The organism is Dyella sp. OK584, from assembly GCF_057787755.1.
On sequence record NZ_CM173542.1, the window covers coordinates 706,149 to 730,209 of the forward strand.

Here is a 24,061-nt window from a genome sequence, read left to right on the forward strand (position 1 = left end):
GTGGTCGCGAGCCGTGCCGGACGGCCCGGGCAAGCCACGTATAATAGAAGGCTAGCCCCCCCGGTGCAGCCCATGTCCCCCACAAATCCTCCCGCGCTGGTCGTTGACAACCTGCGCAAGACCTACGGTAACGGTGTCGAAGCCCTCAAGGGCATCAGTCTCACAGTACAACCAGGCGATTTCTTCGCCCTGCTCGGCCCCAATGGCGCCGGCAAATCCACCCTGATCGGCATTCTTTCCTCGCTGGTGAATGCCACCAGCGGCGATGCGCAGATCTTCGGCGTGTCGGTGAACAAGCAGCGCGGCAAGGCCATGCAGCTGATCGGCCTGGTACCGCAGGAAATCAACTTCAACCAGTTCGAGAAGCCGTTCGACATCTGCGTGAATGAGGCCGGTTTCTACGGTATTCCACGCAAGATTGCCGCCGAACGCGCGGAAAAGTACCTGAAGGAGCTGCGCCTGTGGGACAAGGCGCAGCATCAGGCGCGCATGCTCTCCGGCGGCATGAAGCGCCGCCTGATGATCGCCCGCGCGATGATGAACGAGCCCAAGCTGCTGATCCTCGACGAACCCACCGCCGGTGTGGATATCGAGATCCGTCGTTCGATGTGGCAGTTCGTCAGCGGCATCAACGCGGCGGGTACCACGGTGATCCTCACTACGCATTACCTGGAAGAAGCCGAACAGCTTTGCCGCAACATCGCCATCATCGACCACGGCACCATCGTGGAAAACACCTCGATGAAGCGCCTGCTGGCCACGCTGGACGTGGAAACCTTCGTGCTCGACATCACCCACGTGCCGACCGACCTGCCGACCATTCCCGGCATTACGTTGCGTCGTGTCGACGAGCACACGCTGGAAGCGGAGATGGCACGCTCGCATGACCTCAACTCGCTGTTTGGCGCGCTGTCCGCGCAAGGTATGACCGTGACATCGATGCGCAACAAGACCAACCGCCTGGAAGAACTGTTCGTGCGCCTGGTAGAAAATGGTCGATTGGAGCAGGGCCGAACCAAGGACAACGCGGAGAAGGTGGCATGAACAGTACCGCCAATCTCATCGCACTCAACACCATTGTCCGGCGCGAGATCGCGCGCATCATGCGCATCTGGACGCAGACGCTGATTCCGCCCGCCATCACGATGACGTTGTACTTCGTGATTTTCGGCAAGCTGATCGGCAGCCGTATCGGCCAGATGCACGGCTTCACCTATATGCAGTACATCGTGCCTGGCCTGGTGATGATGAGCATCATCACCAACTGCTACGGCAACATCTCCAGCTCGTTCTTCGGCGCCAAGTTCAGCCGCGCCGTGGAAGAAATGCTGGTGTCGCCGATGCCCAATTGGGTGATCCTTCTCGGCTATGTCACTGGCGCCGTGACGCGCGGCCTGGTCGTGGGCGCATTGGTGCTACTGATTGCGCTGTTCTTCACCGATCTGCACGTGGTGCATCCGGTGCTTACGTTCCTGTCAGTGCTGCTGGGTGCCATCGTGTTTTCGCTGGCCGGCTTCGTCAATGCGGTGTTCGCCAAGAAATTCGACGACATCGCGCTGGTGCCCACCTTCGTGCTCACGCCGCTCACCTATCTTGGCGGCGTGTTCTATTCGGTGGATCTGCTGGGTGAGCCGTGGCGCAGCATCTCGATGGTCAATCCGATCCTGTACATGGTGAACGCGTTCCGCTTCGGCGTGCTGGGCGTGAGCGACGTGCAGATCGGCGTGGCGTTCGCAGTGATGCTGGCCTTCGTGATTGGCCTGACCATCGTGGCGCTGCAGCTACTCAAGCGCGGCGTGGGCCTGCGTTCCTGATTTTGCTCGTCATCCCAGCGAATGCTGGGATCCAGCGACTTTCTCTCACGAAAGGCACTGGATTCCGGCGTTCGCCGGAATGACGCCCTAGGAAATTCCGGTTCAACCATCATGCGCGTCAACAAATACATCAGCGAAGCCGGCATCTGCTCCCGCCGCGAGGCGGACGAGTTGCTGCTTGCCGGCCGCGTCACCATCAATGGAGAAGTTGTCACCACCGGCGCCAAGGCGCTGGATGGCGATGAAGTGCGCGTGGACGGCGAAATCGTCAGGGCGCGCGTGCTTGCCGCCACGCCATCGGCCAAGCGCGGTGTCTACATCGCATTGAACAAGCCGGTGGGCGTCACCTGCACCACGGACCAGACGGTGAAGGACAACATCGTCGATTTCGTCGACCACAAGGAACGCGTCTTTCCGATTGGCCGTCTGGACAAGGATTCGGAAGGGCTGATCCTTCTCACCAGCAATGGCGACATCGTCAACGAAATCCTGCGCTCGGAAAACGACCATGAGAAGGAATATCTTGTGGGCGTGAACAAGCAGGTCACCGATGAATTTTTGAAGAGCATGGCACGCGGCGTGCGCATTCACGGTCAGATGACCAAGCCGTGCAAAGTGCGCAAGATCGCCAAGTTCGGCTTCGCCATCATCCTCACCCAGGGCCTGAACCGGCAGATCCGCCTGATGGCAGCGGAGTTCGGTTATCGCGTGACCCAGCTGCGGCGCGTGCGCATCATCAATGTGAAGCTCGGCCACCTGAAGGTGGGCCAGTGGCGCAATCTCACCGAGGCGGAACTTAAGGGTTTGCTGCCTGCTCGCACGCAGTGGTGAGTGTGCTCGGCAGGTTGTCTTCATAAGCGTGCTTCGCAATGACGCTTTCGCAAGCACCCGCCCCTCACCCCAACCCTCTCCCCGGAGAGAAGAGGGAGCAGAGAGCAGGCTTCGTTTTAAGTCCTCAGTACCTCGACGCGTTGCGGTGTAGCCGCAGTCCCTGAGGTAGCACGCTGCGCGGCCGAATCCCTCCGCAGCCAACGCTTGTATTCCGAATATCGCAGTGAGCCCTTGAGGCCATTTTCTTTGGGTTACTTTTCTTTTGGGCCAGCAAAAGAAAAGTGACTCGAGCGCCGGCAGGCGATTGAAACGCCCGCCGCGTAGGCGGCACCCTGGCGATCGCGCTACAACCGGAGGACCGATGCCGCTGTACCTCGGCTTGCGGCCGAGGACGCGCCAGCAGTCCGCTACCAGCGACTGAGTAAAGATCTATACGCCAAGCATGCGTAAACATGCTGCGACGCAGCACTTTGATCCATGTCCCGGCTAGCAAATGATGCCCGCGAGGGGACGGCAAGTATCCCAACCACAACGCACCTGCACCATTCGCGTGTCAGCCATCCAAAGCTCGACATTGCGTCCCCTCTCATGCATACGTATTCACTTCAATGAACCGGGGCTGCCAGCGCAGAATCGCCGGACTTCGAAACGGGGAGAGGCAATGAGCACCACTTCTAATACTGCAGTCGACGACCTGGGCCAGCGAGCCACAGCGCGCGTCGTGCTGATCGCGGCCGCGGCCGCGCTCGGTGGTTTTCTGTTTGGTTTCGACACGGCGGTGATCAACGGCGCCGTCGATGCAGTACGCGGCAACTTCGGACTAGGCGCAGGGCAAATCGGCATTGCCGTGTCATGCGCGCTGCTCGGTTCGGCTGTGGGTGCGTGGTACGCAGGCCCGCTGGCCGATCGCTTCGGCCGCGTGCGCAGCATGCAGGTCGCAGCGCTGTTTCTTGCGCTCAGCGCATTGGGCGCGGGCCTCGTCACCGGCGTGGGAAGCCTGGTCTTCTGGCGCGTCATCGGTGGCATCGGCGTCGGCATAGCCTCGGTAATCGCACCCACCTATATCGCGGAAATTTCGCCTGCACAGGTGCGTGGCCGACTGGGTTCACTGCAGCAGTTGGCCATCGTGCTGGGCATCTTCGCAGCGCTGTTGAGCGATGCATGGCTGGCCGGTACGGCCGGTGGTGCCTCGCACCCGCTGTGGTTCGGCCTCGCCGCATGGCGCTGGATGTTTCTGGTCGCGGTGGTGCCAGCGCTGATTTACGGCTCGCTGGTGCTGGGCGTGCCCGAATCACCGCGTCATCTGGTGGCCAAGGGCCGGCTGTCCGAAGCACACGATGTGCTGCGCCAGGTGCTGGACATGCATAACGAGGCAGCGCTGAACGCCAAGGTCAAGGACATCCAGGAAAGCCTGCAGTCCGAATACCGCCCTCGGCTGCGCGACCTGCGCGGATCTCATTTTGGCCTGCTGCCGGTGGTGTGGGTCGGCATCATGCTGTCGGTGTTCCAGCAGTTCGTCGGCATCAACGTCATCTTCTATTACTCGTCCACGCTGTGGCATTCGGTGGGCTTCAGCGAAGCCGACTCGTTCTCCATCACCGTGGTCACTTCAGTGGTGAACGTGCTGGTGACACTCATCGCCATCGCGCTGGTGGACCGCATCGGCCGCAAGCCGCTGCTGGTGATCGGCTCGGCCGGCATGACCATCACGCTGGGCGCGATGGCCTGGTGTTTTTCGCAGGCCACCGGCAGCGGCGCAAGCCTGAGCCTGCCTGCACCGTGGAATATGGTGGCCCTGGTTGCCGCCAATGCCTATGTGGTGTTTTTCGGCATGAGCTGGGGCCCGATGGTATGGGTGCTGCTGGGCGAGATGTTCCCCAATCGCATCCGCGCCATCGCATTGGCCGTGGCGGCCTCCGCGCAGTGGCTGGCCAATTTCGCCATCACCAGCAGCTTTCCGGCGCTGGCCGAAGTAGGTCTGAGCTTCGCCTATGGCCTGTATGCCGCATTCGCGCTGCTGTCGCTGATCTTCGTGGTGATGTCGGTGCGCGAGACCAAGGGCATGGAGCTGGAAGACATGCACGGGTGATCGATTCTGCGCCGTGGTCGCATAGATGCGATCATGGCGCATGACCGATTTCCGCACGCTCTCCCTCAAGCCCGCGCTGCTCGCCAGCGTGGAGACCCTCGGCTACACCGAGATGACGCCCGTGCAGGCCCAGAGCCTGCCGCCCATGCTGGAAGGGCGCGACGTCATCGCGCAGGCGCGCACCGGTAGCGGCAAGACCGCAGCGTTCGGCCTGAGCCTGTTGCAGAGCATCGACGTGGACACCATCCGCCTGCAGGCGCTGGTGCTGTGTCCGACGCGCGAACTGGCCGACCAGGTGAGCAAGGCCATCCGCAAGCTGGCTGCCAATATTCCCAACGTGAAACTGCTGACGCTTTGTGGTGGCATGCCACTGGGTCCTCAGTTGGCCTCGCTCACGCATGATCCGCACATCGTGGTCGGTACGCCGGGCCGCGTGCAGGAGCATCTCAAGCGTGAAAGCCTGCACGGCGGCGGCATCAAGGTGCTGGTGCTGGACGAGGCGGACCGCATGCTCGACATGGGTTTCAGCGATGCCATTGACGACATCGTCGGCCGCATCGCCAAGCACCATCAGACATTGCTGTTTTCCGCCACGTACGCCGATGAAATCCGCCAGGTGAGCAAGCGCCTGCAGCGCAATCCGGTCGAAGTGACGGTGGAGACGCCACACGATGAAGTCACCATCGAGCAGCGCTTCCACGAAGTGGAGCCGGCGCAGAAGATGGACGCGCTCGCGCAATTGCTCGGCAAGGAACATGCGCAGCATGCGCTGGTGTTCTGCAACATGCGCAAGGACGTGGACAGCGTTGCCGACGAACTGGACAAGCGTGGTTTCTCTGCCCTTGCGCTGCACGGTGACATGGAGCAGCGCGACCGCGACGAAGTATTGGTGCAGTTCGCCAACCGTAGCTGCTCCATTCTGGTAGCGACCGACGTGGCCGCGCGCGGCCTCGATATCGCCGCGCTGCCGTTGGTGGTGAGCTACGACATTGCACACGACCCCGACACCCATACGCATCGCATCGGCCGCACGGGTCGCGCGGGCGAAGCCGGTCATGCCGTCACACTTGTGACGCCACGCGAGCGCCCCAAGGCGCTCAACATCGAGGAACAGATCGGCAAGCCGCTGCCGTGGCAGCCGCTCAAGCTGGCCGCACCGCGCGGCAAGCAACTCAACCTTGCGCCGATGAAAACCGTGGTGATCGACGCCGGCCGCCAGGACAAGCTGCGCCCCGGTGACATCCTGGGTGCGCTCACCGGCGATGCCGGGCTTGATGCCAAGGACATCGGCAAGATCGACGTGTTTGCCACGCGCGCGTATGTGGCCATCCGGCGAGATCTTGCGAACAAGGCGCTGGAGCGGCTGCGGGCAGGGAAGATCAAGGGGCGCAATTTCCGGGTGCGTTCCCTGCATTAAGCTCTCCAAACATCCACGCGCCCCACAGGGAAACCGCATGATCCGCTGGCTCACCTGCGCGACAGCACTCGGCGCGCTCACTGCTATCGCCTCCGCCCAGGCTGCCGTGCCGGTCTATGGCTACCACGTGGTCCACGTCTATCCGCACGACACCTCGGCCTATACCGAGGGCCTGTTCTACAAGGACGGCTATCTCTACGAGAGCACCGGCGAAGCCGGCGAATCGACCGTGCGCAAGGTGGAGCTCGAGAGCGGCAAAGTGATACAGCGCCACGACGTGCCGGCGCAGTATTTCGGCGAGGGCATCGTCGACTGGGGTCCGCACATCGTGCAGCTCACCTGGAAAGATCAGCTGGGCTTCGTCTACGACATGGCCAGCTTCAAGACCCTGCGCACCTTCAACTATCCCGGCGAGGGCTGGGCGATGACGCGCGACGACAAGCACATCTACATGAGCGACGGATCGCCGGTGCTGCGCATCCTCGACCCCAATACATTGGCCACGGTGGGCAGCATCATGGTCACTGACGGTGACCGGCCGGTGGTCAACCTCAACGAGCTGGAATGGGTGAAGGGCGAGATCTATGCCAACGTGTGGATGACCAATCGCATCGCCCGCATCGACCCGGCCACTGGCCACGTCACCGGTTGGATCAACCTCGCCGGCCTGTTTGACACCAGCACCTTGCCTGATCCCTCCAACGACGTGCTCAACGGCATTGCCTACGATGCCCAGCACGACCGCCTGTTCGTCACCGGCAAGCGCTGGCCGAAACTGTTCGAGATCACGCTCGTACCTCCGCGCAACCACTAGGCCCTGCGCCCCTGCCATCCGGCAGGGGGCGCCTCGGTCGGGCGGCGCTAAAGTGGGGCGTTGCCTTACCGGAGATCCCGATGCGCCCCGTTCCCCTGCTGCTTCCGCTGGCACTCAGCCTGGTCGTCTCCAACGCCTTCGCGGCCGACGCGCCCGTGGTGCCACGTGAGCAACCCTCACTGCAGGCACTGTCCACCGCGCCCAGCGAAGCGGAGCTGCATGCCACCATCCAGAAGCTGGTGAGTTTCGGCACCCGTCACACGCTGTCCGATACCAAGTCGGACAAGCGCGGCATCGGCGCCGCACGTCGATGGGTGAAGTCGCGTTTCGAACAGATGTCGAAGGATTGCGGCGGCTGCCTGGAAGTAGTGACGCCTTCGCAGATGTTCACCGGCAAGCGCGTACCGCAGCCGACGGAAGTGATGGACGTGGTGGCGATCAAGCGCGGCAAGGGCGATCCCAACCGCGTGATCGTGATGACCGGCCACCTCGATTCACGCGTCACCGACGTGATGAACGCGACCAGTGACGCACCCGGTGCCAACGACGACGCCTCCGGTGTCGCTGCGCTGATGGAAGCGGCACGCGTCCTTTCCAAACAGGACAACGACGCCACCCTCGTCTTCGCTGCGCTCTCGGGTGAAGAGCAGGGCCTGTACGGCGGCAAGGTGCTGGCCGACTACGCCACCGCACAAGGCTGGCAGGTGCAGGCCGATCTAAACAACGACATCGTGGGCAACAGCCACGGCCAGAACGGCGTGCTCGACAACACCACGGTGCGCGTGTTCTCCGAAGGCACCAAATCCAACGAGACGGCCGAACAAAGCAAGTACCGCGCCTATCACGGCGGCGAAGTGGATTCGCCCTCGCGCAACATCGCGCGCTATATGGAACAGGTCGCCACGACCTACCTGCCCGATTTCCGCGTGCACATGGTCTATCGCACCGACCGCTACAGCCGCGGCGGCGATCAGGTGCCGTTCCTCGAAGCCGGCTATCCGGCGGTGCGCGTGAGCGAAGGCCACGAGGATTACACCCGCCAGCACCAGGATCTGCGCACGGAGAAAGGCATCCACTACGGCGACACCATCGATGGCGTGGACTTCCGCTATCTCGCCCGCGTGACCGCGCTCAACACCGTGACCATGGCCGCGCTCAGCCGCGCACCCGCGCCACCCAGCGGCGTAAGCATCGAAGGCGCGCTCGCCACCGACACCACCGTGCACTGGAAGAAAGTGCCCGGCGCCGCTGGCTACGTCGTGCATTGGCGCGACACCACTGCGCCGCAGTGGCAGTACAGCCGCACCGTGGGTGACGTCGACCAGGCCGTGATCAAGGACGTGGTGATCGACGACTGGTTCTTCGGCGTGTCGGCGGTGTCGGCCGACGGCTACGAAAGCCCAGTTGTATTCCCCGGCGATGCCGGCAGCTTCGAGCGCTCGCCCGCAACTAAGTCTCCCTGATCACCCGCCCTACCCGCTCTTAGCCACGACGCCCTCCGCTCACCCGGAGGGCGTTGTGCTTTTGGCCGTCCGTAAGCGATAAGATCGACCCGCCGCTGCGCCAAAGGGGGAGTAGCGGCCGCATCCGGGGGGATGCGTATCAACGGACGATATCCAGGGGACAATTCATGTTACGCAACTCGCTCCTGCCGGCGCTCGGACTGCTGGCCGCCTTTGCATTGACCACACCCGCTTCGGCCGAAACCGCTGGCCACTCCACCAAGGCGGAGGAGTTCATCGCCTCGCTGCATCCGGTGACCGGCAACGTGGCCATCCCCGGCGCAGAGGCCACGCTGAAACTGGCGGACGGCTACAGCTTCCTGCCGGCGCACGACGCGCAACGCGTACTCACCCAGCTGTGGGGCAATCCGCCCGACAACGAAGTGCTGGGCATCATCCTCCCCGGCACTGACGCACACACGGTGCTCGACGAAAACAGCTGGGCGGTGGTGGTGACCTTCGTCGACGAGGGTTATGTGTCCGACGAGGACGCCGCCAAGATCGACTACAACGACATGCTCAAGGACATGCAAAAGGCTGCAAAGGACGAGAACGCCGATCGGATCAAGGAAGGCTATCCGGCCATCGAATTGATGGGTTGGGCCGAACCGCCGCACTACGACGCCGCTGCCCACAAGCTGTACTGGGCGCGCGACCTTCAGTTCAAGAAGGCCGACGGCTCCGACGACGGCCGTACGCTGAACTACGCCATCCGCGTGCTTGGCAGGAAGGGTTATCTCTCGCTCAATGCGGTGGCGCCGATCGACCAGCTCGCCCAGGTACGCGCGGATATGCCGCAAGTGGTCGATATGACAGAGTTCGATCCCGGCCAAGGCTATGCCGACTACAAAGCAGGCACCGACAAGGTCGCCGCCTATGGCATCGCCGCACTGGTAGCCGGCGGTATTGCCGCCAAGGCCGGCCTGTTCGCGAAGCTGGGGCTCATGCTGCTCGCGCTCAAGAAGTTCGTCGTGCTGGGCATTGCCGCCGTGGGTGGCATCTTCGTCAAGCTGTTCAAGCGTAAACAGGCGTGAACTGACAATCACCATATGCCGCGTTCCATTCGGGCGCGGCGAAATTTCCTGTACCAGGAGCGTGGCCGATGAGCGAACTGGACTTGCGTAGTGCAGACCTGGTTACTGATGCGCGGCCTGCGGCGCATGTCGGCACACCGGAGCGACGCCGGCATCTGCAGGGCTACATTCGCGCTCACTGGCGAGGAGAACTGCCGCTGGGCCAGTCGTTCTGGGTCAACACGATCGCGCTTAGCGTGATGCTGTTGTTGTTCGAGGCGGGCGTGCTGGCCTTGATGATCTGGCGCCCGCCGGCATGGGCTTTCGTTATTTTGTTCCTGCTGATGTACGGAGCATTCCGACTGCTCGTGGCGACCTGGCAGATCGTTGGCACGCTACGCGCGGCGGCGTTGCTGGAGAATCGCTGGTCCGGGCTGGTCAACGTGGTGATGGTGATTATCATCCTGGCCGTTCTGGGTCAGACGGTGGCCTTTGGCTGGGAAATCGAGGCGTTATCCGATGACGCGCTCAGCCAGCTGCTGACCTATGGCTACACGGTGTCAGTGTCGGACGATGGCCAGGCCATCGTCGCCAAAGGCCCGCTTGGCCTTGGCTATGCAGGCGCTGTCGAGAGCGCCTTTGCGGAACATCCGCAGATCACCCGCCTTGAGATGGACAGCCGTAGTGGTGACGTACCTGCCGCGGTGAAGCTGGGGGATTTTCTCGCGAGGCGCCCGGATATCGCGGTAGAAATCGACAAGCATTGTGCGGGTGCCTGCCTCGTCGCGTTCACTGCCGCCAGTCAGCGCATTATCGGAGCCAAGGCCGAGCTGATCTTCGCGCCACTGCAGCGCATCGCCGATCTTGGCGTTGCCAACCACGCCATCGAGAGAGCACAGCAAAGGCTTTCTCAACGGTTGATGCAACTGGGTGCATCGACCTTCTTCATGCATGATGCGTTTGCGACGCCGGGCGTGCCCTATCAACCCGATGCCACGACGTTGTTCAGCAATGGCGTCATTACCGGCATCGATCTGGAAAGCGGCGTCATGAATGCCGACGCGTGGCGCATCGAGCAGTTCCTCTATCCGCTGCGTGAGAATCCCAAGATGCGCAGCGCGGCGAAGGCGATCGAACTGATTCGCGTGCGCTATCCGAAAATTTTCGACGACTGGCTGAAGAGCAACCTGGCCGCCCGTTACGAATCAAATCTCGATGTGCGAGAGCAAAAATTCGAGCGCGCCTTTCTTCACGCGCTGAGTGCGGCCGGTCACGAATCCCTGATCAATGCGTCGGATGCCGGGATCGAGCACATGGCAGTGGCGCACCACGAGGATCTGATCCTGATCGGTCAGGTGGCCTCGCCTGGTGACTGTGGAAAGTATCTGGGTGGTGAGCCTGTCGACTTTGGTGCATCGCAGTTCGGCATATTCCTCAGAGGCGTTAACCGGATGACCGCCTTGATTGGCGAGAGCAATCCAGGGCATCCGGCACCCTTTGATCCGGTTGCAGGCGCGGCGCGGCTTGAGCAGGTGCGCAAGGAAGTGGCCACCGTGGTGCCGCGACAGAGGGGCGCCAATCCCTACGATACGGCGTGCGAACGCGAGACGACTCTGCTCGAGCGCCTCACGGAAAAGCACACCAGTGGCGATGCGATGGCGTTGCGTTTCATGTTCCTGGGTACCGCCGACAGGGAGGGACGCGAGGCGTTCCTGTTCAGTCCCTGAGGGACGTCAACCGTCGCACGGCAGTTGTACGCCCAAACCGGCGAGTCGCCTCAGTCCATCCGGACTCGGCAACAACGCACGCCCACTGTTGCTTCGTCGCAACCAACCGGCATCGAGCATGGCGCCGGTAAGCGCCACGCCCAGCGGACCGCCGACATGCATGCGTCGCTCCGTCCAGTCGAGGCAGCTACGCCCGGAAAGCGTCAACCACGCTGGTGTCGGTGGAGCCTCGAGGCCTGCGGCGACCAATGCCTCCACGCCTTCCGGCAACAGGCGCAAACCATCGCCGGTGGCGTGCAGGTAGTCTCGCGCCAGCAGCGCATCGCAGAAGCCGACGCCGAGCTGCCCCGCCAGATGGCGATAACACGTGCGCGCGTGGCGCAAGGCACGATCGGTTCCGGTGGGCGATGGCAATACAAGTGGCTTGCGTGGCATCGCCAGCGCTTCCAGCAGTGCCGATACCTCATCGCCAGCCAGACGGTAGTAGCGATGGCGGCCCTGCGCATGCACCGCCAGCAAGCCCCCTTCCAGCAGACGCTTCAGATGCGCACTCGCTGTGGCCGCTCCAACGCCCGCTGCATGCGCCAGCTCACCCGCGGGACGCGCCGTGCCGTCGATCAGCGCCAGCAGCATGGCCGCGCGTGCCGGTTCGGCAAGCAATGCGCCGATTTCGGCCAACTGGTAACGGCTGGCGGAGACGTTATCGTTCATGGCAACAGTCTAGCGCTGCGCTACCAACGGATACTTCGCCATGCGGCGAAACTTCGCTCGCCGCCGATGCCCACACCGGGCCTTGGGCAAGACGTTCAAGGCCGAGGTGTAGGTCGAACCTCCCATTGTCATGCCCTGGCGGCCGAGTGCTAGCATCGGCCTTCCCATTTGGTGCGGACCCTTGCACGCATGCGCATCCTGGTCACGGGAAGTTCCGGACATCTTGGCGAGGCGCTGGCGCGCACTCTATGCGATCTCGGCCACGAGGTGATCGGGCTGGATATCGTCGAGGGTCCGTATACGACACAGGTCGGTTCGATCGTCGACCGCGCCTGCGTGCGTCGCTGCATGAGCGGCGTGCACACCGTGTTTCATCCGGCCACGCTGCACAAACCGCATGTGGCCACGCACAGCCGGCAGGAGTTCATCGACGTCAACCTCACAGGCACGCTGAACCTGCTGGAAGAGGCGCTGGCCACCGGCGTGGAGTCGTTTGTCTACACCAGCACCACCAGCGTGTTTGGCGATGCGCTGGTGCCGCCCGCCAGTGAACCGGCAGCGTGGATCACCGAGGACGTCACGCCCATCCCCAAGAACATCTACGGCGTCACCAAGTCCGCCGCCGAGGATCTGTGCCAGCTGTTTCATCGCAATCATGGTTTGCCCTGCATGGTGCTGCGAACGTCGCGCTTCTTTCCCGAAGAGGACGACAACCACTCGGCTCGCACCAGCTACAGCGACGACAACCTGAAGGTTAACGAGTACCTGCACCGCCGCGTCGACATCGAGGACGTGGTGAGCGCCCATCTACTGGCCGCAAGGCGTGCGTCGGCACTTGGCTTTCGCCGCTACATCATCAGCGCGACCACGCCGTTCCGTCCCGAGGACATGGCCGACCTGCGTGCTCGTGCGCCGCTGGCCGTGCTTCGCCGCGTCCCCGCGTACGAAGCCGTATTTGCTCAGCGCGGCTGGACGATGGCGCCCAGCATCGATCGTGTTTACGTCAACGAACGCGCGCGGCATGACCTCGGCTGGCTGCCACGCTACGACTTCGCGTCTCTCATGGGGAAGCTGCAGGCGGGCGGCGACATTCGCAGTCCACTGGCACAGCTGGTCGGCTCCAAGGGCTATCACGCCGAAACGTTTGCCGACGGACCGTATCCCGTCGAATAGCCGTCCATTCGCCATAGGAAATTTGCCGATGAAGATCCCTGCGTTGCCGTTTACTGTCACCGACTGGAGCGAGATTCCTCCCACCCGGCATCCCGGCGAAACCGGTGAAGCCCTGTGGCACTCCTTCACGATCGGCGATCTACGTGTACGCGTGGTCGAATACAGCGCAGGGTATCTGGCCGATCACTGGTGCGATCGCGGGCATGTGCTCTACGTGCTCGAAGGCGAGCTGCATACCGAACTGGCAGATGGCCGCCACTTCGTCCTTACCGAGGGCATGAGTTACCAGGTTGCCGATTTCGGCGATGCCGCGCACCGCTCATCCACCCCGACGGGCGCAAGGCTGTTCATCGTCGACTGACAACGCCGGCGTCGCGCCGCTCATGCGACCACGGCCACCATGGTCGCCAGCCAGATCAACATGACACCGAGCGCAAACGCACGCCTCGCCGGCACGATGCGCTCGGCGCTCTCCTCGGTTACCGGTGTGGTGACGATCCACGGTACCGAAGCCAGCACGGCAAACCCCGTGAGGGCAAGCGTGGTCACCACCACATCGGCGGCATGCCATGGCGTGGGCTCGTGCACGCCCCAATAGCCGAGGAACGCCATGCCCATCGCGCATAGCGTGGCGGAGGCGGAACACAATCCAACGACGGAACCTGCTGGCGCGCGCATGTCGGGTGCCTCCGAAAGCTGGCAGTCACTTCCCGCAGATTAACCCAGGCCGCCGCCGGTCGGTGGCACACGGCGCGCCCGGCCCAGACCAAGGCATCGTGCACCGTGTCGAAATTGGGGCCGGCCGTTCGTCATAGGGATAAGCCTGACCTGAAACCGCAGCGCAACATGGAGACAGACAATGACATTTCCCCAATGGTTCGGCTGCAGGCACGTCGCCAGCCTCGGAAGCGGGATGTGGCTTCACGCGTGAACCCCGTCCGATCCGTTCGATCCGCAAGGCACACAGGCGCTGACCAATCTCACGCCCTGACACTTGCTTCCATTCCACTTCCCAAGACCCATACCCATCATCAAGGAGTCGACGATGTTCGCAGTCAAGCATAGTGCCTGGTCCACCGGACTGGCTTTCACGATGGCGCTGGCCACCAGCAGCACGACGCATGCGGGGGCCGCCACGTACACCATCGATCCCAACCATACGTATCCAAGTTTCGAAGCGGACCATTTCGGCGGTCTCTCCACGTGGCGCGGCAAGTTCGATCACACCAGCGGCAAGGTCGCACTGGACAAGGCTGCAAGCACGGGCAGCGTGGATATCACCGTCGATGCCAGCAGTGTGGATTTCGGCCTGGACAAGATGAACGAGGCCGCACGCGGACCGGAGCTGTTCGACGCGGCGAAATATCCGAAGGCCACCTACAAGGGCAAGCTCACCGATTTCGTCAACGGCTCACCGACCAAGGTGACCGGCGAGCTGACGTTGCACGGTGTGACGCGGCCGGTCGACCTGACCATCCGTTCGTTCAAGTGCATGCAGCACCCTATGTATAAGCGAGAACTGTGCGGCGCCGACGCCTCGGCCAGTTTCAAGCGCGACAACTTCGGCATGGATAGCGGCAAGTCGTATGGTTTCGGCATGGACGTGGTGCTGCGCATCCAGGTCGAGGCATTGATCGACGAGGCCAACGGCACGGGCAAGGTCGCCTTGGCTACACCACAGCGCTGATTTCACGACTCGACGGGATCTTCCATGTCACTCACCCTCTATATGCATCCGCTCGCTTCCTTCTGCCACAAGGCGTTGGTGGCGCTCTATGAAAACGGCACGCCATTTCATTCCCATCTTGTCGACCTGGCTGATGCGGAAGCACGCGCTGCGTTCTACAAGCTGTGGCCCATCGGTCGCTTCCCTGTGCTGCACGACGACGTGCGCGATTGTCTGGTGCCCGAATCCACCATCATCATCGAGTACCTCGATCAGCACTATCCCGGCCCCGCGCCGCTGATACCCGCCGATGCTGATCTGGCCCGCGAAGTTCGCCTGCGCGACCGCTTCTTCGATCTATACGTGAATGAGCCGATGCAGAAGGTCATCACCGATCGTCTGCGGCCTTCGGGCCAGCACGACCACTACGGCGTGGCCGAGGCGCGCGATCGGTTACGCACGGCCTACGACCTGCTGGAGCGCGACATGAAAACCCGCACCTGGGCCGTCGGCGACACATACAGCATGGCCGATTGCGCGGCGTCGCCGGCACTGTTTTACGCCAACCTGGTGATTCCGCTGGAGCGGGCACATCCTCATACCGCCGCGTACCTGCTGCGCCTGATGCAACGACCGTCGTTCGCACGCGTGCTGCAAGACGCGCAGCCGTATATGCATCTCGTACCCAGGGAAGCCATCGACGCCTGACGCTGCACGGCCCTCGTTACATCACTTCTGGAGAAGTCCATGTTCGCCATCCTCGTCATTGTCTTGCTGGTAATCGCCGCCGTACTGGTTTTTGCGGCCAGCCGTCCCGACCAGTTCCGCATCGAACGCACTGCCACTATCCAGGCGTCGCCGGAACGCGTGTTTCCGCTTATCAATGACCTGCGTCGCTGGCAGACGTGGTCACCGTACGAGAAGAAAGATCCAAACATGCAACGCAGCTTCGAAGGCCCTGCCAGCGGCCAGGGCGGAAGTTACGGCTGGGACGGCAACAAGAACATCGGTCGTGGTCGCATGGAAATTAGCGAGTCCACGCCCTCGTCACACATCGTCATCAAGCTCGACTTCTTCGCACCCTTCAAGGCCAGCCACACCGCCGACTTCCTGCTGCAGCCGCGCGGCAATGGCACGCACGTCACCTGGGCCATGTACGGCCGCTCCAATTTCATGAGCAAGGTGATGGGCCTGGTGTTCAATATGGACAAGATGGTCGGCAAGGACTTCGAAGAAGGCCTCGACAATCTGCGCCAGCAGGTTGAAGGTCCGTTGCAAACGTCGCCCGAGGAAGGCCATGCGGCCAACTCGATTTGAGATGGCGTCGTCCGATAAAGCGCAATCTTTGATCCGGATTCATCCAGACTCGGGGAGAACGCCCTCTTTTGGCGAAGGGCACGCGTTGCGATAGGAGCAGTTGCCGTGCAAGCTTGGAATGTCCGCGTTCGAACCGAAGCGGACCTTGGATATCTGCAACTCTGCGGAGTTGCGGATCTCCTATCCGACTTGGCCCCGGGAGGCGCTGATGTCACGACCGGAAAATCGCTCACAGCTCATCGCCGGCCTTGGACTGCGTGCGCGCAAAGGAGGCGCCGTCGTGGTCGGCGTCACCCTTGCGGAGGGAGAGCCTCGCGTCATCCTCTCTACGTTTCTCGAAACCAGCTCCGATGACGATCGACTTTCCTTTGAGCCGTATCGCGTCGCGGCCGAAATGGCGCGCGGCCCGCAAGGCGAGATCACAGCCGAAACGGCGGCGGTCGTGGCGGAGGGGCGCAGGCGTCAGGATCAGCTGGCAACAAACGGCCTGCGAGGGATTGTCCGTCAACTGGAAGCAGCGAGGTGCAAGCCGGTCGTCGCGGCTTTGCTCGTCAATCGTGCCGGCTGGATCACCAACCTCCTCGAGTACAGCCTTGCCTGGGCAGAACATGTGCCCGTCGCCGAGGCCTTGGCCGTTCGCGACGCCCTCCGGTTTGCATCCTCTCAATGCGGCGTCGAAGTTGCCGAGCTGGACGAGAAATCGCTTTCCGATCTCGCGACCAGGACGCTAGACATGCCGTCAACGGAGATCACCGCCCGACTGAAGGCCTTGGGCGCCCCCATAGGGAAACCCTGGCGGAAAGAACAAAAGCTCGCCTGCCTGTCCGCCTGGATCGCGGTTGCAAGACAACGCTGAGGCCAGGGCAGAAGTCGATCCGTACGATCCAGAGATTGATCCAATTTGTTCCTGGTGAAACTGGCGGCTGGTTGGGCTCGAGGTTCAACCTAGGAACAGCCGTATTGCGCATGCCCGCCGCGACCCAAGGCGGACTAATGTGGTATTTGCTTGGGACGTCTGAGGGGAGACCGTATGGCCATCGCGAGAGAATGGAACCTCAACCTGCGGTTGCGACTGGCAATCGCCTGCTGCGCTATTGGCTACCTGATTTTTGCGAGGCCATGGAGTCAAGTCGCTGCCTCAAGTTCCCTAGGCGTCTATACATGCTCGGCGGCGCTCATGACTTTGGCGCTGATTCCCAGGCGAACACGACTTTGGGTAGCAATCTGTGCAGCGCTCGCAGTGCCGCTGCTGGCCGAGGTCGTGATCAATATCGCTCACCTCCAACGATAGCCTATGATTTCGGCGGCCCGCTTCCGAACCAGAGCGGACACTCTCGCGCTGCCACTCAATGATGACAAAGTCCCGGCCACCAAGCTCTTTCCTGATGAGCGCCAATCCTTGGCGAGATGCTTCGCGAAGTCTCTCCAGCTCGCCAGCAAACCACCGATTATCCGGGTCACTGCGCGATCACCAGTCGATCAATCTATCGAACCAAGCGATCAGGTAGTTCAGCCAGCGCTGAGTGTTCACGGATAGAGGTAAGGATCCAGTGACTTACTGGAAATCCGAAGCGCTCGCGGGCGTCATGGTTATGCGTCTACAGACGGGTCCCGCTACCGAGGCTTTTTTAGCCACGAAAGGACACGTCGCATCCAGGCGCCTGCCTGGTCCGGGTTCCATACGAAGGTCGCCACGCTTTGCGGCGGCATCGTGTATTCGAAACGGGTCTGGCCCTGGGCCACCGAGACGAGCTGCGCATCCGTATTGCTGTTCACTATCACCAGTGCAATCGATCCGTCGGAAGCGTTTTGGAATGCCACATTGTCGATGCCCTTGTCGGTGGCGGTGGACTCCACCCGGACAGCGTCGGGCAAGACGAATCGACTGAAGTGCGCCAACGCGTAGTATTCGTCGTTGCGACTCACCTCCCCCGTCTGCGAGTCGATCGTGATCACGCCCTTGCAGGCGTCGCAGCCGCCAAAATGCGGACCGTGGTTCTCGTCAAGCGCGAGGTTCCAGTACACGACGCCGCGAGCCCACTGCCTGATCCCGGCAATCAGCAGGTCTCTTGAAAACCAGAGCAGCTCGCCGTTGATGCTCGACGCCCAATCGCCCCCGGAACACTCGGTGATGTAGGCGTCCTTTTGGGGATACGCACGATGTACGCGGCCCTGCGCATAGGGACTACCTTGGTAGCAATGCCAGGCAACGCCATCGATATAGGGCGCAGCATCGGGATCGGCCAACACACCCAACGGCTGCTCGGGCTGGTTCCAGTTGTGGTCCCATTCCAGAATGCGTGTTTTTGGCTTGCGGCTTGCCAGCTTCGGGCCGAGGTGTTGCGCGACGATGCGTGCCCGCGTGGTCGCACTCATTTCCATGCCCGGGTAGGTGATCGGTACGAAGCCGGGTTCGTTCTGCAAGGTCAATGCGAAGATGGGGATGCCATAGCCGCGGTAAACGTCGAGGTACTTGACGAGATAGTCCGCGTACGTACTTTCGTATTGCTCAAGCAACTCCCCGCCAATCAGGTTTTCGCTGGTCTTCATCCACGCCGGCGCGCTCCATGGCGACGCAATGATGCGCAGCCCCGGATCGATGGAAAGGACCTCGCGCACTGCCGGTATCACGTCATCCACATTGGACGTGACGTTGAAATGCTGCAACTGCGGGTCGACCTGGCCAAAGGGAACATCGTCCAGGGTGTAAGGCTTCAACGAGAAATCCGAGGCGCCGATGGTCAGACGCATCATGTTGAAGTTGAGGTTGGGTGGCGGGCCATACAGCTCGTGCAACAAGGCACTGCGCTGCCGCTCATTGAGTTTGTTCTGGAGCAGCCACGCCGACGAGTCCGTCATCGCTGCCCCGAAGCCGACCATGGATTGATATTTCCTATGGACGTCGATGACCACATCGGCGGGCAACGAGCCGCGGGCGCTCATCGCAATTTCGGGCTGCTGCATTAGCTTCAGTCGACGATCTGCCGTGCTCAGCCACAGCTCAACAGTAGGCATGATCGGCCGCGAGGGAGGGGTAACTTTGACCCCTACCGTGGGATGCTTGAAGCGTGGTGCATAAAGGGCAGCCAGGGTGATCAAAGTGATCAAAGCGATGAAGGCGGCGGCAGCCCGACTGGAACCCGATCCGCGCTCATCCATGGCGCGCACAAAGCCCATCGCTCACGTTGCAGTTCACTTGGATCACGAAGCTCCCGGGCTTGCGCATCAAAACATGGGGCGAGGTCGACTTTCGCAACAGGGTCAGGTTCATTTCCTTCAAACACGGGGATGAACCCGGCGCCATTCTTACAGCATAGCGAACCTGGCGCAGCTTTAACTGTGAGGGAGACATCGATTGGTTGCGGTCGCCCCCGTTTTTCACGTGTGAATCGTGGGTTCTGGTAGCGCCGGTCATGGGCGCCGGCATGCAGGCATGTTGGACAGCTAGGCCAACCGCATTGCGGATGGGTTTATTCAAGCTGCTGCGACCGGCGCATGAGTGGCGAGAAGTTTCCAACGCAGAGTGAGAAGCGGACGGGATCGGCTTCAAGTTGGTCCAGAAAATAAATCGGTGCGAAGCCCGCGGATCGCACCGTTGTAATTCGCGAAGATCAAGAATGGAGTGACTGCTTGATCTCTTGCCGCGCATTGCCGCCGGTGGCAATGCACAACGGCATCGTGTTCCCGATTCGAGTGAAACGCTGCAAGATCAACGTTACTCGCGATGCACTCGCGGCTTGTTGCGGACGCGCTTCCTGGTGCTCGCGACTTTAGGTGCATCTTTGGTCGCCGAGGTGGCGTTGTTGATCTGCTCCATCCACGTCAAGTCATCGACATATGACAAGAACTGCTGGAGATACCCTGGCGACAGCTCGCGCATGAGTGCGATCGATCGATGCACCAGGGCACCCGAATTGAGCGGGCCGGCATTCGTGGGCACCTGCTCCATCGACTGTCGCAACTGGCTCTCGGCGCGCACCTTGGACCAGATTTTTTGGAATTCATCGAGTGCCACCAATTCAGGGAACGAGGTGGATCGGCGCGACTTGTCTCGAGTGGTGAGGTCATCACCTCGCATCGCAACGTAGCTGGCTATGTGATCGACCAATCCCCCAAGTGTTCCGCGCGCGAAGGTACCCGGCGTTGTCGCGCTGTCGGCATCCCGGGCGCTGGTGGCTGCCTCGGCGAGATCGCCTGCATAGGCGTCAAGCAACGTGGACAGTCGGTCGTCCAGCAAGCGTCGCACTTCGCCGTCATGGCGCGCTGCCCGACGTTCCAATGCATCGAGGAAGTGAAAGCGAATGGGATCCATGCGATCGGCGTGCTGCTCACGCCACGCATCGAGTATCGACCGAGCGCGTGTTGCGCTGTTACTCATGGGCCGCCGTCGCGTTCGACGGCTTCGGGATGGGGGCGATCTCCACCCGGCGGTTCCGGGCCCGTCCCTCGTCATTGGCGTTCGAACTGACGGGCTGCTCTGAACCGAACGCCGCAGCAAATACCGAGGAAGCGGGTACACCTTCCGTGATCAATGCACGGGTCACGGTCAGCGCGCGGTCGGCCGACAACTCCCAGTTATCAGCAAAATGGCGGTTGCCGTCGCGCACTTGCTGGTCGTCAGTGAAGCCGCTCACCATCAGGATTTCGTCGCGGGACTTGAGGTAATTGGAAAGTGGGCCCGCCAGACTCTTCAATACCTCACGCCCTTCCGGCTGAAGCTGATCGGAGTTCAGGGCGAACAACACGCTGCCGCGAATGCCGATGCGCCCATTGACGAGCGTCACACGGCCCGCTGCCAGCGGAGCCGCCAGCGCTTGCTCCAAACTCATGCGACGTTGCGCTTCGGCCTGTCGCTGTTTGACCTCTTCATCCAGCCGGCTCGACAGTTGCAGTTGCACGCCGATCACGCCGACCAGAATCAGCACGAATGCGCCCAGCAATACCGACATCAGGTCGCCGAAGGCAGCCCAGATGGGTGCCGTCGACTCCGCTTCGAGCTCCACTTCGTCGTTCATGCCGATTCGACTTCGACGGACGAGCGCTGGTTGGCGATCTGTTGCAGGTCCTCGATGATCTGCCTCTGCGACAGCATGCTGAGGTCGACCACTTCCCTGGCTTGCGCCACGTAATACGCCAGCTGTTCGTCGCTGCGAACTAGCGATTTATCCAACGCGGTGGCGACGTGCTGCAGACGGTCCATCAGCGCTTCGTTCGAATCGCCGAACAACTTCACCGCCACGCCGAGTGCCTCACCCAGGCTCGCCACCTCGACCGCGCTGCTGGTGACTTGGGCGGCGACCGCACCAAGCTTGCCGGTTTCGGCCTCGATATGGTCTGTGAATCGGGTGCTGACGCGATCCAGCAGATCGGCCGACGTGGTGACCAGCGCGTCCACGGCAGTCCGCTGCTCGGTGGATGCATGGTTCACGGCATTGAGCAGGGTTTCCAGCGTGGCCAGCAGACGGCTGCGCTCTTCCAGCATGGCGGTGTCGCGGACCATGCTGTCGGAGAGTTTCTGGCGCAGCTCGGCGACGACTTCGGCCGCGACCTTGGGCGCTTCCGATGCGGCCTGCACGAGGCGGGAAATCTCCGCGATCGTCTCGCTGGCGTGTGCTTGCGTCTGTGCCGAGATGTCGCGCGAGGTCAGCGCCAGCGTGTCGCAGATCTCCTGCTGCCGGCTCGCGGCGTGCTCGCCTGCCTGCTCCCAGTTTTTGCTCAATGCCGCCGTCATGGAGCCGAATGTCTCTGTCCAGGTCGTCAGTCGTTCCTGGTCATGCGATGCCAGCGCTGTCTGCAAGTCCGTATGCGACTGGTGCACCACGCGGACCAGTGACGTCGCATGTTCCTCGAAGGTCGCTGCTGCCGCGGTCAATGCCTGCTGGTTGCGGGCTGCCAGGTTGTCGTTGACGGCTTCCTGTCGCGACAGCGTGTTGTTCCACGCGCTCGCCGCGTTTTCCGCGGTGGTGTCGAGACGCGCAGAAACGCTTTCCACCAGACCGGCCGAGCGTTGCTCGAAGGTTTCGGTGAGGCGATCCAGCGAAATGCGCAGATCCTGCGTAAGCGTCTCGTTCGATCGGCGGTGCTCTGCCAATGCCTGATTCCAGATATCCGCCACCGTCGTGGTGGTCGTCTCGAAACCGGTCGACAGTCCTTCCAGTTGCCGCTGCACGGCGTGCGCAATGGTGTCGTGCAGCGAGGCCGTTTCGCGTGCGAGGCCGGCCATGGTGGACTCCACGACAGGCTGGATGGCCGCGCCGGCAGCGCGAGCGCTTTCGGTAACACTGTCCTTCAGCGATTGCTCCACGGAAGAAGCGAGGCGCGTGTAGACGGTCTCGGTCCTGGCGTGGAAAGCCTCATGGCTGGCGAGCTGCCGCTCGCTCGCGGTGAGGTTGTGTTGCTCGATGGTCGCCATCATCGTCTGCAGCCGATCGACCAGGGTGGGCATCAACTCGGTCTGCTGCTGCAGGAGCTTGAATGCTTCCTCGCGCTGATGGTGCTGCGAGTAGATGCGTAGCGTCGTCGCGATTTTCACGTCCAGCAGCTGCACCGCCTGCAGCCTTTCGCGCCGGCATAAGGCTGAGAGCAGCCCGAGCATGGCCGAGCTGGCCACGCCGGCGATCGACGTGCCGAACGCAAACCCCAGTCCCTTGACCGGTGCGGCGAGCGAACCGCGGATCGCCTGCAGATCCGTCGCGCTTTCCAGCGCCAGACCGGTGCCCCTGAGGGTTGCCATCATGCCCAGGAGCGTGCCCAGCATGCCGAGCAACACCAGCATGCCGACCAGATACGGCGTCAGCGACGGCGCCGGCAACGCCACGCGCTCACCTTCGATGCGCAGACGCACCGCGTTGCGCAGGCCTGGATGCAAGCGGTCGAGCCAGTGACCCAGGCTGGTTGGTGCTGCGGACAAATCCGACACGGCGTGTTGCAGCGTGGACGTGGCTTGACGATAGCGATGCAACTCAAGCGCGCCCGCGAGGTAGCAAGCGCCGATCAACATCGCGACGGCCGCGCCGAGCGGATTGGAACCGACGTAGCCCATGCCGATCCAGCACACGGCAACAAGGCCTACGAAGAACACCGCGAGATTAAGAAGATTTCTGAACATGACTACCCAGTTAGCGGGTGCGAAGGGCTGCAAGCAAGCCTTCGACCGGTTGAAAACGAACATCCAGTTCGGCGAGCAACACGCTCTGCATATCCCTTCGAAACACGTCCAGCCATGCGCCAGGCGCTGCTGCTGCGGTGTCTTCCGATGCTCGCGCGTCGGTCGGCGTCGCGTGCGCGGCCTGACGCGAGCGCTCGAAGTGTTCCCCGAGCAAAACGGGCACGGCGGCCAATAGCGTTTGCTCGCGTGGACTCAGCGCGAGCTCCATGACGGCATCCACTTCCGCGAGCCGAGTCATGTCAGCCGATGTCTGCGCGAGCGTGTCCCGCAAACGTCCCCGCAGGTTGCCGGTGGCCGCCTGCATCGCCCTTTGGTGGGCGAGATAGCGCTGACGAAGGACCGTGTACTCGGCCGCCGCGTTCACGCCATCCCCCTCGGCGGACGCCTGCTCAGTCCCAGAGAGCCTTGAGATCGCCAACTCGCGATCGCCGGTGATGGCACTGGCCAAGGCAGTGCGCACGCGGGTGCACTCGCTCTCCTCAACATCCACAGAGGTCGGCACGTCATAGGCCACCGCAGACGGCTTGCCGTCAAGCGCGGTGGACAGCGCAATGGCGTGCGTCCAGTCGAGCCAGTGGCTCAGCCGGTCCGACAGCGATTGGTTGGATTGTGGGGCGTCAACGTCTGTGAGACGCGCAAGTAAGCGAATGAACGTTGGGCCGCGGACCATCGTCCGTTGAGGAGATTGCACCATTTTGCTGGCTAAAAAACGACCATTTTACACGCGAATGGTGACCGGGCTTGCTACTTGTCGATTGCCGATGGTGCGCTGCTGCTGGCTGTTGCTTGCGCTTGGCCGCAACACGAGCCAGGCGGCAG

The 24,061-nt window shown here is 62.2% G+C and carries 22 protein-coding genes; 15 read left to right on the forward strand and 7 right to left on the reverse strand.

Annotated elements, in window-relative coordinates:
- Positions 1 to 72: 72 nt before the first annotated feature.
- The 9 genes from AC3CBN_RS03110 to AC3CBN_RS03150 all read left to right on the forward strand — a co-directional run bounded on the left by AC3CBN_RS03110 (position 73) and on the right by AC3CBN_RS03150 (position 11,207).
- On the forward strand, positions 73 to 1,044 hold the full coding sequence (locus AC3CBN_RS03110) for an ABC transporter ATP-binding protein (protein WP_488635361.1): 972 nt from the start codon (positions 73 to 75) through the stop codon (positions 1,042 to 1,044).
- Positions 1,041 to 1,814, forward strand: coding sequence for an ABC transporter permease (locus tag AC3CBN_RS03115; protein ID WP_488635362.1), 774 nt, complete (start codon positions 1,041 to 1,043; stop codon positions 1,812 to 1,814). The genes AC3CBN_RS03110 and AC3CBN_RS03115 overlap by 4 nt, the downstream gene beginning before the upstream one ends.
- A gap of 111 nt (positions 1,815 to 1,925) precedes the next feature.
- Positions 1,926 to 2,645, forward strand: a complete 720-nt coding sequence (locus AC3CBN_RS03120) for a pseudouridine synthase (protein ID WP_488635363.1) — start codon at positions 1,926 to 1,928, stop codon at positions 2,643 to 2,645.
- 661 nt (positions 2,646 to 3,306) lie between these two features.
- Positions 3,307 to 4,734, forward strand: coding sequence for a sugar porter family MFS transporter (locus tag AC3CBN_RS03125; RefSeq protein ID WP_488635364.1), 1,428 nt, complete (start codon positions 3,307 to 3,309; stop codon positions 4,732 to 4,734).
- Between the two features lie 40 nt (positions 4,735 to 4,774).
- Positions 4,775 to 6,151, forward strand: coding sequence for an ATP-dependent RNA helicase DbpA (dbpA, locus tag AC3CBN_RS03130; protein WP_488635365.1), 1,377 nt, complete (start codon positions 4,775 to 4,777; stop codon positions 6,149 to 6,151).
- Between the two features lie 37 nt (positions 6,152 to 6,188).
- The gene (locus tag AC3CBN_RS03135; RefSeq protein ID WP_488635366.1) at positions 6,189 to 6,965 is read left to right on the forward strand and encodes a glutaminyl-peptide cyclotransferase; all 777 of its coding nucleotides are present in this window, start codon (positions 6,189 to 6,191) and stop codon (positions 6,963 to 6,965) included.
- Positions 6,966 to 7,045: 80 nt separating this feature from the next.
- Positions 7,046 to 8,428 carry a M28 family metallopeptidase gene (locus tag AC3CBN_RS03140; protein WP_488635367.1) on the forward strand — a complete coding sequence of 461 codons (1,383 nt, stop codon included), beginning with the start codon at positions 7,046 to 7,048 and terminating at the stop codon, positions 8,426 to 8,428.
- Between the two features lie 167 nt (positions 8,429 to 8,595).
- The gene (locus AC3CBN_RS03145) at positions 8,596 to 9,501 is read left to right on the forward strand and encodes a DUF2167 domain-containing protein (protein ID WP_488635368.1); all 906 of its coding nucleotides are present in this window, start codon (positions 8,596 to 8,598) and stop codon (positions 9,499 to 9,501) included.
- Positions 9,502 to 9,569: 68 nt separating this feature from the next.
- The gene (locus AC3CBN_RS03150; protein ID WP_488635369.1) at positions 9,570 to 11,207 is read left to right on the forward strand and encodes a hypothetical protein; all 1,638 of its coding nucleotides are present in this window, start codon (positions 9,570 to 9,572) and stop codon (positions 11,205 to 11,207) included.
- A gap of 6 nt (positions 11,208 to 11,213) precedes the next feature.
- Here the strand turns inward: AC3CBN_RS03150 and AC3CBN_RS03155 are convergent, their stop codons facing one another.
- Positions 11,214 to 11,918 carry an ArsR/SmtB family transcription factor gene (locus AC3CBN_RS03155; protein ID WP_488635370.1) on the reverse strand — a complete coding sequence of 235 codons (705 nt, stop codon included), beginning with the start codon at positions 11,916 to 11,918 and terminating at the stop codon, positions 11,214 to 11,216.
- A gap of 189 nt (positions 11,919 to 12,107) precedes the next feature.
- On the opposite strand from AC3CBN_RS03155, the gene AC3CBN_RS03160 reads away from it, so the two are divergent.
- On the forward strand, positions 12,108 to 13,091 hold the full coding sequence (locus tag AC3CBN_RS03160; protein WP_488635371.1) for an NAD-dependent epimerase/dehydratase family protein: 984 nt from the start codon (positions 12,108 to 12,110) through the stop codon (positions 13,089 to 13,091).
- Between the two features lie 28 nt (positions 13,092 to 13,119).
- Complete coding sequence (locus AC3CBN_RS03165) at positions 13,120 to 13,452, forward strand: DHCW motif cupin fold protein (protein WP_488635372.1); 333 nt, start codon at positions 13,120 to 13,122, stop codon at positions 13,450 to 13,452.
- Positions 13,453 to 13,472: 20 nt separating this feature from the next.
- Here AC3CBN_RS03165 and AC3CBN_RS03170 read toward each other — a convergent pair whose 3' ends face one another.
- Positions 13,473 to 13,769, reverse strand: a complete 297-nt coding sequence (locus AC3CBN_RS03170) for a hypothetical protein (RefSeq protein WP_488635373.1) — start codon at positions 13,767 to 13,769, stop codon at positions 13,473 to 13,475.
- Positions 13,770 to 14,136: 367 nt separating this feature from the next.
- Between AC3CBN_RS03170 and AC3CBN_RS03175 the strand changes: the two genes are divergently transcribed.
- From AC3CBN_RS03175 to AC3CBN_RS03190, 4 genes are all read left to right on the forward strand, one after another.
- The gene (locus tag AC3CBN_RS03175) at positions 14,137 to 14,778 is read left to right on the forward strand and encodes a YceI family protein (RefSeq protein ID WP_488635374.1); all 642 of its coding nucleotides are present in this window, start codon (positions 14,137 to 14,139) and stop codon (positions 14,776 to 14,778) included.
- Positions 14,779 to 14,802: 24 nt separating this feature from the next.
- Positions 14,803 to 15,465 (forward strand): glutathione S-transferase family protein, encoded by a 663-nt coding sequence (locus AC3CBN_RS03180; RefSeq protein WP_488635375.1) that lies wholly within the window; start codon positions 14,803 to 14,805, stop codon positions 15,463 to 15,465.
- A 39-nt stretch (positions 15,466 to 15,504) separates the two neighbouring features.
- Entirely contained in the window at positions 15,505 to 16,074 is a 570-nt protein-coding gene (locus AC3CBN_RS03185; protein WP_488635376.1) for an SRPBCC family protein, read from the forward strand.
- A 118-nt stretch (positions 16,075 to 16,192) separates the two neighbouring features.
- Positions 16,193 to 16,930, forward strand: coding sequence for a hypothetical protein (locus AC3CBN_RS03190; protein ID WP_488635377.1), 738 nt, complete (start codon positions 16,193 to 16,195; stop codon positions 16,928 to 16,930).
- A 758-nt stretch (positions 16,931 to 17,688) separates the two neighbouring features.
- On the opposite strand, the gene AC3CBN_RS03195 is transcribed toward AC3CBN_RS03190, so the two are convergent.
- The 5 genes from AC3CBN_RS03195 to AC3CBN_RS03215 form a co-directional block, all read right to left on the reverse strand.
- Positions 17,689 to 19,089, reverse strand: coding sequence for a glycoside hydrolase family 30 protein (locus AC3CBN_RS03195; protein ID WP_488635378.1), 1,401 nt, complete (start codon positions 19,087 to 19,089; stop codon positions 17,689 to 17,691).
- Between the two features lie 700 nt (positions 19,090 to 19,789).
- Positions 19,790 to 20,452 carry a DUF2894 domain-containing protein gene (locus tag AC3CBN_RS03200; RefSeq protein WP_488635379.1) on the reverse strand — a complete coding sequence of 221 codons (663 nt, stop codon included), beginning with the start codon at positions 20,450 to 20,452 and terminating at the stop codon, positions 19,790 to 19,792.
- Entirely contained in the window at positions 20,445 to 21,089 is a 645-nt protein-coding gene (locus AC3CBN_RS03205; RefSeq protein WP_488635380.1) for an OmpA family protein, read from the reverse strand. Before AC3CBN_RS03205 ends, AC3CBN_RS03200 begins: the two co-directional genes overlap by 8 nt.
- The gene (locus AC3CBN_RS03210) at positions 21,086 to 23,182 is read right to left on the reverse strand and encodes a DUF802 domain-containing protein (protein WP_488635381.1); all 2,097 of its coding nucleotides are present in this window, start codon (positions 23,180 to 23,182) and stop codon (positions 21,086 to 21,088) included. The genes AC3CBN_RS03205 and AC3CBN_RS03210 overlap by 4 nt, the downstream gene beginning before the upstream one ends.
- Before the next feature lie 10 nt (positions 23,183 to 23,192).
- A complete protein-coding gene (locus AC3CBN_RS03215) occupies positions 23,193 to 23,936 on the reverse strand; it encodes a DUF3348 domain-containing protein (RefSeq protein WP_488635382.1) in 744 nt (247 codons plus the stop codon).
- Between the last annotated feature and the right edge of the window lie 125 nt (positions 23,937 to 24,061).

What these genes read in the sequence shown, in the direction of transcription:
- AC3CBN_RS03110 (WP_488635361.1), top strand. Translation starts at nt 73, where the DNA reads ATGTCCCCCACAAATCCTCCCGCGCTGGTCGTTGACAACCTGCGCAAG.
- AC3CBN_RS03170 (WP_488635373.1), bottom strand. Translation starts at nt 13,769, where the DNA reads ATGCGCGCGCCAGCAGGTTCCGTCGTTGGATTGTGTTCCGCCTCCGCC.
- AC3CBN_RS03205 (WP_488635380.1), bottom strand. Translation starts at nt 21,089, where the DNA reads ATGAACGACGAAGTGGAGCTCGAAGCGGAGTCGACGGCACCCATCTGG.
- AC3CBN_RS03195 (WP_488635378.1), bottom strand. Translation starts at nt 19,089, where the DNA reads ATGCCTACTGTTGAGCTGTGGCTGAGCACGGCAGATCGTCGACTGAAG.
- AC3CBN_RS03120 (WP_488635363.1), top strand. Translation starts at nt 1,926, where the DNA reads ATGCGCGTCAACAAATACATCAGCGAAGCCGGCATCTGCTCCCGCCGC.
- dbpA (WP_488635365.1), top strand. Translation starts at nt 4,775, where the DNA reads ATGACCGATTTCCGCACGCTCTCCCTCAAGCCCGCGCTGCTCGCCAGC.
- AC3CBN_RS03190 (WP_488635377.1), top strand. Translation starts at nt 16,193, where the DNA reads ATGTCCGCGTTCGAACCGAAGCGGACCTTGGATATCTGCAACTCTGCG.
- AC3CBN_RS03135 (WP_488635366.1), top strand. Translation starts at nt 6,189, where the DNA reads ATGATCCGCTGGCTCACCTGCGCGACAGCACTCGGCGCGCTCACTGCT.
- AC3CBN_RS03185 (WP_488635376.1), top strand. Translation starts at nt 15,505, where the DNA reads ATGTTCGCCATCCTCGTCATTGTCTTGCTGGTAATCGCCGCCGTACTG.
- AC3CBN_RS03210 (WP_488635381.1), bottom strand. Translation starts at nt 23,182, where the DNA reads ATGTTCAGAAATCTTCTTAATCTCGCGGTGTTCTTCGTAGGCCTTGTT.
- AC3CBN_RS03165 (WP_488635372.1), top strand. Translation starts at nt 13,120, where the DNA reads ATGAAGATCCCTGCGTTGCCGTTTACTGTCACCGACTGGAGCGAGATT.
- AC3CBN_RS03200 (WP_488635379.1), bottom strand. Translation starts at nt 20,452, where the DNA reads ATGAGTAACAGCGCAACACGCGCTCGGTCGATACTCGATGCGTGGCGT.
- AC3CBN_RS03215 (WP_488635382.1), bottom strand. Translation starts at nt 23,936, where the DNA reads ATGGTGCAATCTCCTCAACGGACGATGGTCCGCGGCCCAACGTTCATT.
- AC3CBN_RS03145 (WP_488635368.1), top strand. Translation starts at nt 8,596, where the DNA reads ATGTTACGCAACTCGCTCCTGCCGGCGCTCGGACTGCTGGCCGCCTTT.
- AC3CBN_RS03115 (WP_488635362.1), top strand. Translation starts at nt 1,041, where the DNA reads ATGAACAGTACCGCCAATCTCATCGCACTCAACACCATTGTCCGGCGC.
- AC3CBN_RS03150 (WP_488635369.1), top strand. Translation starts at nt 9,570, where the DNA reads ATGAGCGAACTGGACTTGCGTAGTGCAGACCTGGTTACTGATGCGCGG.
- AC3CBN_RS03160 (WP_488635371.1), top strand. Translation starts at nt 12,108, where the DNA reads ATGCGCATCCTGGTCACGGGAAGTTCCGGACATCTTGGCGAGGCGCTG.
- AC3CBN_RS03125 (WP_488635364.1), top strand. Translation starts at nt 3,307, where the DNA reads ATGAGCACCACTTCTAATACTGCAGTCGACGACCTGGGCCAGCGAGCC.
- AC3CBN_RS03140 (WP_488635367.1), top strand. Translation starts at nt 7,046, where the DNA reads ATGCGCCCCGTTCCCCTGCTGCTTCCGCTGGCACTCAGCCTGGTCGTC.
- AC3CBN_RS03180 (WP_488635375.1), top strand. Translation starts at nt 14,803, where the DNA reads ATGTCACTCACCCTCTATATGCATCCGCTCGCTTCCTTCTGCCACAAG.
- AC3CBN_RS03175 (WP_488635374.1), top strand. Translation starts at nt 14,137, where the DNA reads ATGTTCGCAGTCAAGCATAGTGCCTGGTCCACCGGACTGGCTTTCACG.
- AC3CBN_RS03155 (WP_488635370.1), bottom strand. Translation starts at nt 11,918, where the DNA reads ATGAACGATAACGTCTCCGCCAGCCGTTACCAGTTGGCCGAAATCGGC.